At 56.2% G+C, this 9,371-nt stretch carries 7 protein-coding genes and 1 pseudogene; 4 read left to right on the top strand and 4 right to left on the bottom strand.

Annotated features, from left to right (window positions below):
- Positions 1-342: pseudogene (locus FKN99_RS07700) on the bottom strand (CDP-alcohol phosphatidyltransferase family protein); the annotation flags it as partial.
- Positions 343-649: 307 nt separating this feature from the next.
- On the opposite strand from FKN99_RS07700, the gene FKN99_RS07695 reads away from it, so the two are divergent.
- From FKN99_RS07695 to FKN99_RS07685, 3 genes are read left to right on the top strand one after another with little or no spacing between them, the layout of a single operon-like run.
- Positions 650-1,639 carry a zinc-dependent alcohol dehydrogenase gene (locus tag FKN99_RS07695; RefSeq protein ID WP_172117306.1) on the top strand — a complete coding sequence of 330 codons (990 nt, stop codon included), beginning with the start codon at positions 650-652 and terminating at the stop codon, positions 1,637-1,639.
- A 28-nt stretch (positions 1,640-1,667) separates the two neighbouring features.
- Entirely contained in the window at positions 1,668-2,066 is a 399-nt protein-coding gene (locus FKN99_RS07690; RefSeq protein WP_172117305.1) for a 6-pyruvoyl trahydropterin synthase family protein, read from the top strand.
- A complete protein-coding gene (locus FKN99_RS07685; RefSeq protein WP_172117304.1) occupies positions 2,063-3,991 on the top strand; it encodes a glycosyltransferase in 1,929 nt (642 codons plus the stop codon). Before FKN99_RS07690 ends, FKN99_RS07685 begins: the two co-directional genes overlap by 4 nt.
- Before the next feature lie 262 nt (positions 3,992-4,253).
- Here FKN99_RS07685 and FKN99_RS07680 read toward each other — a convergent pair whose 3' ends face one another.
- The gene (locus FKN99_RS07680) at positions 4,254-5,126 is read right to left on the bottom strand and encodes a RibD family protein (RefSeq protein WP_172117303.1); all 873 of its coding nucleotides are present in this window, start codon (positions 5,124-5,126) and stop codon (positions 4,254-4,256) included.
- Positions 5,127-5,223: 97 nt separating this feature from the next.
- Here FKN99_RS07680 and ribA point away from each other — a divergent pair, with 97 nt between their 5' ends.
- Entirely contained in the window at positions 5,224-6,330 is a 1,107-nt protein-coding gene (gene ribA, locus FKN99_RS07675; RefSeq protein WP_172117302.1) for a GTP cyclohydrolase II RibA, read from the top strand.
- 5 nt (positions 6,331-6,335) lie between these two features.
- Here the strand turns inward: ribA and FKN99_RS07670 are convergent, their stop codons facing one another.
- Together FKN99_RS07670 and mdoH are read right to left on the bottom strand one after the other, a co-directional pair.
- Positions 6,336-7,103, bottom strand: coding sequence for a creatininase family protein (locus FKN99_RS07670; RefSeq protein WP_172117301.1), 768 nt, complete (start codon positions 7,101-7,103; stop codon positions 6,336-6,338).
- A gap of 330 nt (positions 7,104-7,433) precedes the next feature.
- On the bottom strand, positions 7,434-9,311 hold the full coding sequence (gene mdoH, locus FKN99_RS07665; protein ID WP_172117300.1) for a glucans biosynthesis glucosyltransferase MdoH: 1,878 nt from the start codon (positions 9,309-9,311) through the stop codon (positions 7,434-7,436).
- Between the last annotated feature and the right edge of the window lie 60 nt (positions 9,312-9,371).

Here is a 9,371-nt window from a genome sequence, read left to right as displayed (position 1 = left end):
ATCCAGCATCAGCGCGGTGGTTGCGGTAACAAGCCATAGCCAAATGGCATGAGTGAATACATTGCCGGCCAGCGCCCCCGCCACCAACGCGACTAATACGGCGCGCAGTAACGTTATTCTGTTGGCCCAGCCAAGTGCGCCACCCGACCAGAAAATCAATACGAAAAGGCTAATAAACGCATAGGTGCCAAACGCTAGCCCCCAGTTCAAAGCCGTTACCGTCAATGTGGGTAGCAGGCTGCCCAGCCCCAGCAGTAGCAAACTGCCCACCGCTAGTTCGCTGGCGCTGTAGAGGCGGCTCGATAAAAGATGGCTAGAAGCGAGCGTGGTAATTCGCACCATTGTGTCTCGCAAAGCGGATACCCCGCCCGCAGTCAATTGATGGGTGAGCCTGTTTTATATATACGCTTCTTATACGTGGCTCTGCGGTTGTCTACCTCATTAATCATAGCGTATTGATGTCCCTGAAAAGTACCTGCGTACATTTTTAACCGTTCTTAAACGAAATTGGTGCCCGCATTCATCGACCTGTGTCTTTTCTGGGCTAAGCTTTACGGTACGCCACAAAAATTTCATACGTTGGCCATGCCAGATTAACGGCAGGAGTGCCCAACTGATTGGATGAAAACGCGAATAATAGGGAAATGACATGTCGGCGAACGATACGGCCACTGCCTTCTGGGTAACGCGTCCAAGGGTCGGCGAGCTTAAAAAAGAGACGCTCACCAGCGTAGGGGAGGAAGACGTACGCGTACGTGCCCTGTTCAGTGGCGTTAGCCGTGGCACTGAGTCGCTGGTATTCAATGCTCGCGTACCCGAAAGTGAAGTGGAGCGTATGCAGGCCCCTTTTCAGGCAGGTAGTTTTCCCGCGCCGGTCAAGTATGGCTACTGTAGTGTCGGCGTTGTTGAGCAAGGGCCTGCGCACCTGCTTAACAAAACGGTATTTTGTCTCTATCCCCATCAGGATCGCTATGTCGTTCCTGCTTCCGCCGTATTGCCTATTCCTGACAGTATACCGGTGCCGCGCGCCGTGCTGGCCGCCAATATGGAGACGGCCATTAACGGCGTTTGGGACGCCGAACCAATGCTTGGGGAACGCGTCAGTGTTATCGGGGCCGGTGTTGTAGGCGCCCTGGTGGCTTACCTGTGTTCACAGATCCCCGGTGTGAGCGTCACGCTGATTGATATTAACCCGAAGCGCCAGGCGCTCGCCGAGCGTTTAGGCCTTGTCTTTTGTACCCCGGAAAAAGCGCCCAACGATCAAGACTGCATCATTCACGCCAGCGGCCATCCCGAAGGCTTACGCCAAGCGCTAAGCCAGGTCGGCAACGAAGGCCGAGTTATCGAAATGAGCTGGTTTGGCGAAGGGGAGGTGAGTATCCCCTTGGGCGGTGCGTTTCATTCACTGCGCCTTAGCCTGCGCGCCAGCCAGGTGGGCCAGTTACCCGCTAAATTGCGCCCGCGATGGGACTTCCAGCGCCGTTTAATGTTGGCCTTGAGCCTGTTAAACGATAGCCGATTAGACGCACTGATTAGTGGCGAGAGCGACTTTGACGCTTTGCCCCAGCTTGCTCCCAAACTCTTTTCTACGGACAGCGACGTGCTATGTCACCGCCTTCGTTACCCCGCTCACGTTTAACCACTACAGCTTACTATCAGGAGCGTTTATGTACCGTCTATGTGTTCGTGATCACTTTATGATTGCGCATAGCTTCAAAGGTGACATTTTTGGTCCTGCCCAGCGCACGCATGGGGCAACATATGTCGTTGATGTGGTCTTTCAGCGCCCGGAGCTTGATGAGGACGGATTAGTGATTGATATCGGCCTCGCCAGCGAAACGCTCAAGGAAGTGTTGTCACACCTGAACTATCGCAATCTGGATGACGAAGAAGCCTTTAAGGGTAAAAACACCTCCACCGAGTTTATGGCCAGCGTTATCTTCAGCCGTTTGGCCGATGCCATCGGTGAAGGCCAAATGGGGAAAACCGCGCAAGGCATCGCTCGTATGGAAGTCAAACTGCATGAGTCGCATATTGCCTGGGCAAGCTATGAAGGTGATCTATGAGTGAACCACTGACGTTTATTATCGCGGGGGCGCTTGATCAGCGCACCGGCGGCTATATCTACGATGCGCGCATGATCGAAGCGCTGCGTCAGGAAGGGCGCACCGTCGATGTCATCAGCTTATCAGGCCGCTTCCCTAATGCCGACCAGGAGGCTGCCGAGCAATTGGCTACGGCACTAAACGATTTGCCCGAGGCCACGGACGTGGTAATCGATGGTCTCGCCATGGGGATGTTACCGGACATCATTATTGAGCAGGCCAATCGGTTGATGATAACAGCACTGGTGCATCATCCGTTGGGTGATGAGCAAGGGCTAAGCGAATCCGAGCAGCAGCAATTTCATCAGTCTGAGCTGAAGGGGCTTGCCGCCGTCTCACAAATAATCGTGACCAGCCGGTTTACTGAGCGCCGGTTGAAGGCGTTGGCAAACCGCTACGCCATGCCTATAGCGGCTACGGTTAGTGTTGTCGAGCCTGGGGTGGACGTTGTCCCCATGAATGCCGCCCCAGCGCTTGGCGAGCCGCTGCGGTTTGTGTGTGTGGCAACGCTTGTTCCGCGTAAGGGGCAGGATGTGTTGGTCCAGGCATTGGCGGGATTAAACCAGAGAAACTGGCAGTGTGACTGTTATGGCGGTGCACGTGATGCGGCGTTTGCCGACCGGGTAGCGCAGTTGATTGAAGCGCATGGGCTTGCGTCTTGTGTGCAGCTGCACGGTGAGTGCGACGCGGCGACCTTAACCAGGACGTACGAAAACGCGCATGCCCTGGTACTGCCTTCCTGGTACGAGGGCTATGGCATGGTGGTCACCGAGGCGCTGGCGCGAGGCCTGCCTGTCATTACCACGACCGGGGGCGCTCTTGATGAAACCTTGCCGGAAGGCGCAGGCCTTAAAGTAACACCTGGGGATGTAAAAGCACTGACACATGCACTGAGCCGTTTTTGCGATGAACCCGAGCTGCGTGCGTCGCTTAAAGCCGGTGCAGAAGCGGTGCGTGAAACGCTTAGCGATTGGCAGCATGCCGGTGCTGCGTTTGCTAAAGCGCTGAACCCGGCCCCCTCTTTTCATACCGGCAGCCAGTTTGAAGCCGATTGGCTCACGCTGCGTGAAGAGGCGGACGTTACGTTTAGAAGTCAGCAGCTTCCTCAAAAAGCCGCTATATGGCTAAGTGAACGCACTCAGACGCCGAGGCTGGTCGATTTAGGGTCAGGCAGAGGAAGCAATATGCGCTTCCTGGCGCCTTTTCTACCGACCCCGCAGCACTGGACGCTCATTGACCATGACGCTGAACTACTCAGCGACGCCCGCGATAGCATCGGCAAGTTGGAAAATGCCCAGGCGGCTGGCATTCGGGTAGAAACGCTCTGTACGTCACTTGATTCGCTTGTTCATGTGCCTCTGCAAGATGCGGATCTGATAACCGCATCGGCGCTGCTGGATCTTGTATCGCAAGGTTGGATCGAAACGCTCGTAACGCACTGCCAGTCACGTGACCAGGCGCTGTTAATGGCTCTTAGCGTGACCGGAGAGTGGGGTTTTACCGATGCCGATGATGAGCCGTTATCCGATGATGATGATCACTGGCTACTGGCGCTGTTTATGGCGCATCAGCATCGCGACAAAGGATTAGGTGATGCCTTGGGCGGGCAGGCTCACGAGGCGCTGGTTAATGCGCTTGAACAAGCGAATTATCACGTTGAACAAGTTGCTACCCCTTGGCTGTTGAGTTCGGCTAACCGTTTACATCAGCCTTTAATGACGGCGCTCATTAACGGCTGGGCGGAAGCGGCGACAGAACAGGCACCAGAGGCCGCTACTCGCATTGGTGAGTGGCGTGAGCGACGTACACACTCGGTGGCTTCCGGTGAGGTGGGCATTTGGGTGGGGCATTGTGACCTGCTAGCAACGCCAGAAAAAAGGGCGTAGCCCGATGAACATGCAGCGGATATGGCGCTCTCCTTGGGTTCGACGCGGGCTAATGAGTGCTGGCTTGCTTGTCATGAGCTATGGGGTCGTTATGGTCTGTGCGGCGCGCGCCATTGGTGTCGAGCTTGCGGCGTCGAAAATTTTGCCGGTGCTTCTGTTAACCATGTTAATTCCGCTGTCCCTTGCTTATGGTGTGTTAGTACTGCTTTCAAGCCTGCCGGGCATTTGGGTGGCGATGGATAAACGTCACCGTGCCCAGCCGTCAGGCAAAGGTGGAGGCTCTCAGCACCACGTCAAACAGCGTGTCGTCTCCACAGCGAAACGTTCTCATCGTCGGGCGCAGAGCACTTCCAAGCGTCTCGATAGGCGTCATCTGAAGCCCCGGCCTGCCCGAGCCGATCAGCAGTGGGGCGACCAGAAGATGCAGGCGATCAATGACATTTGCTTCAATAAACTGGGAGACCGTTATACCGCCCCCTTCCACCAGAATGCGCTTCAAACCACACTGATTAAGCAGCGTGATTACATCATTTGGGGCGAACTGCCCCTGCGCATTAAGCGGCAGTACATGGCGCTGAACCCGCGAATTGGGCGGCGGCGGTGTATCCGGCCCCACGATGTGCAGCGTGGGCGCCGAGTCGGTGTGGAACAGCTTAATGCCTGCGGGCACACGACCGCGCGGATCAAGCACTACCCGCGTGGGATGCGTGCCGGTGACATGACGCACTGTCAATTGGGGGTCGTCAGCACTGGCCGTACCGGCGCCGATGATAACGGCATCCACCAGTGCCCGCAGCCGATGCAGGTGAATCAGGCTTTCATGGCCGTTGACGTAGTGCGAGTGGCCGCTCTGCGTCGCAATACGCCCGTCCAGGCTTTGCCCCAACTGGGCAATCACCCAGTGGGGGCGGCTTGCCAGCGGCACCAGGCAGTCCAACAGGTCAGTGGCCGCCGGTGTTATAGCGTTCTGGCGGAGCCAGTTGCCCTCAGCATCGAGCCGCAATGGCGCCTCGGTTGTTTGGCCTTCACGTATTGCCAACAGCCACGCCCACGCCGTGTCTATATCCAGCGACGTCTTCTTCTCCAACAATGTTTTAGGACCAATGCAGCCACTATGGTGATGGGTGTCGGACATAACGCCTCCACGCTGAGAAAACAGTCTTATCTTGCGGGGCCGTATAGTTCAACGCAAGCGTACGATACCCGCTGCACCAGGCAATTAGGAGGCCACTATGTATCACATTGAACGCGCTATTTTCGACATTCGCCGTGGGCTGCCGGTTGTGCTTAATACGGGCGAAAAGCGTCTGTTGGTACAGGCATTAGAGGGCATTGAGTCGGTCGATATGCTGGCCAAACTCGCAGGGACGCGACCCTCTCTGGTATTAACACGCCATCGCCTAGAGGCGATGGGCATGTCACTAACGGCGGAAGCAGCCTGTTTGCCACTGGTTGAGCATGTGAACGAAGATGATTTGCAGGCGCTCGCGGTGGTTCAAACGGCGAGCCGACCCGCGCATTCCTTATTAAGAGGCCTTAAACCCGCAGGACCTGGTGAGCGTGGCGCGGTCGCACTCATGCGCCGTGCTTTGCTAATTCCAGCCGCGCTATGTGCCGATGTGAGTGACCAGGTGGCTGAATCGGTGGCGCAGGAAATTGCTCAAGGCAAGCTGTTGGAAGTTGATACGAAGGACGCTGCAAAGTGCCTGGCCGGTGCACCGGGTATGCTGAAACGGGTGAGCGAAGCCAGGATTCCGCTGGAAGACGCTGCTGAAAGTCGCTTTGTGCTGTTCCGCGAGCCGGATGGGCTACGCGAGCATGTGGCGGTCGTAATCGGACAGCCTGAAACGCTGGAAGGGGCAGTTCCTTTACGCCTGCATTCTGCATGCCTGACCGGCGATTTATTTGGCAGCCTGCGCTGCGATTGCGGCGAGCAGTTGCGTAATGCCGTGGTGGACATTCAGGCCATGGGGGGAGGTGTACTACTTTATCTGGCCCAGGAGGGGCGGGGCATTGGGCTTGCCAATAAGCTGCGCGCCTATACTCTGCAAGATGGTGGCCTGGACACCATGGATGCTGACCAGGTGCTGGGGTTTGGTGACGACGAGCGCCAGTACGCCGTGGCGGTGGACATGCTTAATGCGCTGCAGATCTCTCAAGTGCAGCTACTGACGAATAATCCATTGAAGATCGCTGCCCTGCGTGAAGGCGGAATTGAGGTGGTATCGCGTCAAGCACTTTATGGGAGCGTCACCGACCAGAATCATCGCTACCTGAGTGCAAAAGCCAATCGAGCCGGCCATCTTTTCGGCGACGTATTAGGCCGACATGGGCGCTAACGCACTTAAAACGCAGGCAGCCGAGCTGTTTCCGTGATCACGGTTGCCAGTTGCTCAGCGTAATGGTGTACCAGACGCTCACCCAATGCCGACGTGGCTTGGTGGGCATCACCGGCCACGCCGTGCTGGCTTAAATCCTCGGCAAGCCAGGCAAATGCGGCGGCTCCTTCCGGGCCTACCAGACGGCAATTTTCTAACGTGCCGAGCGGAGCAGCCTGATAGTTGTCCAGATTGACGGTGGTTGGCGCCAGGTATTGCATCATGGCGGTTTCAAGCAGCCCGCCGTGTAATCCATAACGCAGCTCTTGGGCATCAACCGCACCTTCAAGCGGTGGGAGCCGTGTATACGTCGCTTTAACGACGCGCATATTAAACTGCTGGCGTAGGGTGAGCGCGGCCAACTCCATAATGGCTTTATTACCGCCATGGCTGTTGATGAGTACCAGCCGGTTGATGCCCGCCTGCGCGACGCATTTCCCATACGCTTCAAGCGTGGCAATCGCGAGCGACGCAGGAAGGCTAAGCGTGCCAGAGAAGTTAGCGTGCTCGTCGCTTGCGCCCACCGCAATAGAGGGTAAGCAAACGACCTCTAGAGCGGGGTCAAGAACGCTCAGCATAGCAGCCTGCAGCCCTTCGCCAATAATAAGGTCCGTGCCTAACGGTAGGTGTGTGCCGTGCTGCTCAATCGCGCCTAGCACTAAAACGGCGACAGGGTCGCGCTCGGCGACCGCCGCTAACTCGGGAACACTAAGCGCTTGCCAATCGTAAATCATAAATCCTGAATTCCTGGCGTAAGCTCCTTGTAACGGAGCTTGGTATGGAGGGTGTGATAACCGATCCTGATAAACGTTTTAGTAAACACGTTTTGGTAGCCATAGCGCGCCTGCGCTTGAAACCACACCGCTGTTGGCAGGTTAGGTCGAAAATTAGCGTTTGAAAAGCTGTCACATACCATCACCCGCTGTGGGCACTCGTGGGTAGGGGATGATCCACTCGGCAGGCATGCAGGTCGCCCGAGGCCAAGCCATCTGCACCTGTGGCGAACCACAGGCTGCGTTAAACCAGCATCGAACTGCTTAGCCGATGTGCTAGCTGGCCAAGCATTAATGAGGCTCCTTCGTCTGGGCAGCCGGGGACGACGACGCGTGGACGCTAAACTGGTTTAGCGACTGAGGCGGCATCTCACCAGACAATTCAGAAGGCAGCGCATTAAGAACATACGGAGAACCATCGGCCATGGCAGGCAAGGTTGAACTGTCGCGCGCCATAAGGGTGTTAAATTCATCCAGCAAAGATGGGCTCAAACGCGTGCTAGGCGTTTTTAGCAGCCCTAAGCGCTGATTGATAACGCCGCCCCACGTGCTGCTACTGGAGTACTTGATGATCGGCACGGCTAACAGCAGGCCTAGCCATACCGGCGATAGCCATCCAAAGGCTGAGGCGGAAAACAGCATGACAGCTCCCGCCCAGGCAAGGCCACATAGCGTCATCCAACCAGCATGCTGCCACACTTCTCCCCATGGTAAAGAGCGCTCGCCTCGGGGTTGGGTTTGCCACTCAATAGAGCGCCCTAGCAGCACGGTGATAATAAATAGGCTGTGCCATGCCATCATCAAGGGAGCGATCAACGCGGCAAAGAGTATTTCCAATACCATGCTGGTGAATAGCTTAAGCCTGCCACCAAAAGCATGAGGACACTGTCCGAGTGCCAGTAAAAACCCCAAAAACTTGGGTGCCAGCAGCATCCCCAAGGTAATGGTCAGTAGCCCTACAGATAACGATTTGGGCAGCATTTGCTCTGTCGGCTCATCAATCGCCTGGTAGCCGACCAGGAGACTCGTACACACCAGCAGAGCGAGCCACACAAGCGATGATAAATAGGCAAAGGCGCCGAAGAAAAAATGTAGCCGACTGATGGGATGAAAGCCCGCGCCCGTTAGCAAACGTAGATGCTGTAAATTTCCCTGCAGCCAACGACGATCACGCTTGGCAAAGTCGAGCATATTGCTGGGCATGGCCTCAAAGCTGTTATGAGCGGCGCTGGCATACGGGTCATGACGTGAAACGGCGGTGGTGGCCGTAGTATCAAGAAGTACCTGCCAGCCACTTCTTTTTAACAGGGCGGCCTCCACGAAATCGTGGCTAAGAATTTCCCCGCCAAGCGGTGGTTTGCCGGGAATGGTAGGCAAGCCTGCACTGGCCATAAAGGCGCGCGTGCGCACAATGGCGTTATGCCCCCAGTAGTTGGCAGCATCGCCCTGCCAGAAGCTTTGGCCTGCAGCCAGCATCGGGCTGTAAAGTGCAGAGGCAAACTGGGTGAAAAGGCCAAACAGCGTGCGCTGGCCAACCGGAATCGGCACGGTTTGAATCAAGCCGACACTGGGCTCGCGCTGCATGCGGTGAACAAGCGTTAACAGCGTCTCGCCACTCATCAGGCTATCCGCATCCAGAACTACCATATAGTCGTAGCGGCGTCCCCAGCGGCAGCAAAAATCGGCAATATTACCTGCCTTACGCTCATGGTTGTTCTCTCGACGACGGTAGTGAACCGCCAGCTGACCGGCAAGGCGCTGCTGAAGTGCTGCCACGTGGGCGGCTTCTTCCTGGGCTTTGTCGAGGTCCTGCGTATCACTCAGAATAAAGACGTCGAAGTGTTCGCTTAAGGGTGTCTCAGGGCGGTTCGAGGAGGTGTGTGCCTGCTCAATTAGCGAGCGACAGGTTGCTTCGAGGCCTGCAATAGTGGGGATGGGAGGTTCTGCATAAATCGGCATGACCAGCGCTGTTTTACTCACCAGTAAATTGCCGTTAGGCGAAAGCGGCACTTGCCGGCGCAGGCTTAAGGGATCTAGCCGCAGGGCGCACACAATAAAACCGAACACAGCACCCCAAAACGCCAAGGCGATCCAGCTAAACGTTAGTGCAAACAGTACCAGCATGGTGATTTGCCAGCCTATTTCCAAAAAGGAAATAACCTTGAACATCGCCACACAGCCAGCAATGCGCGACGAAAGGCCAACCACGGAATCAACGGGGTAAGTTCA

This window comes from Halomonas hibernica, from assembly GCF_013183775.1.
GTDB lineage: Bacteria > Pseudomonadota > Gammaproteobacteria > Pseudomonadales > Halomonadaceae > Vreelandella > Vreelandella citrativorans.
The sequence above is the reverse complement of the archived record's forward strand: the minus strand, read 5'-3'. Positions and strand labels throughout refer to the sequence as shown.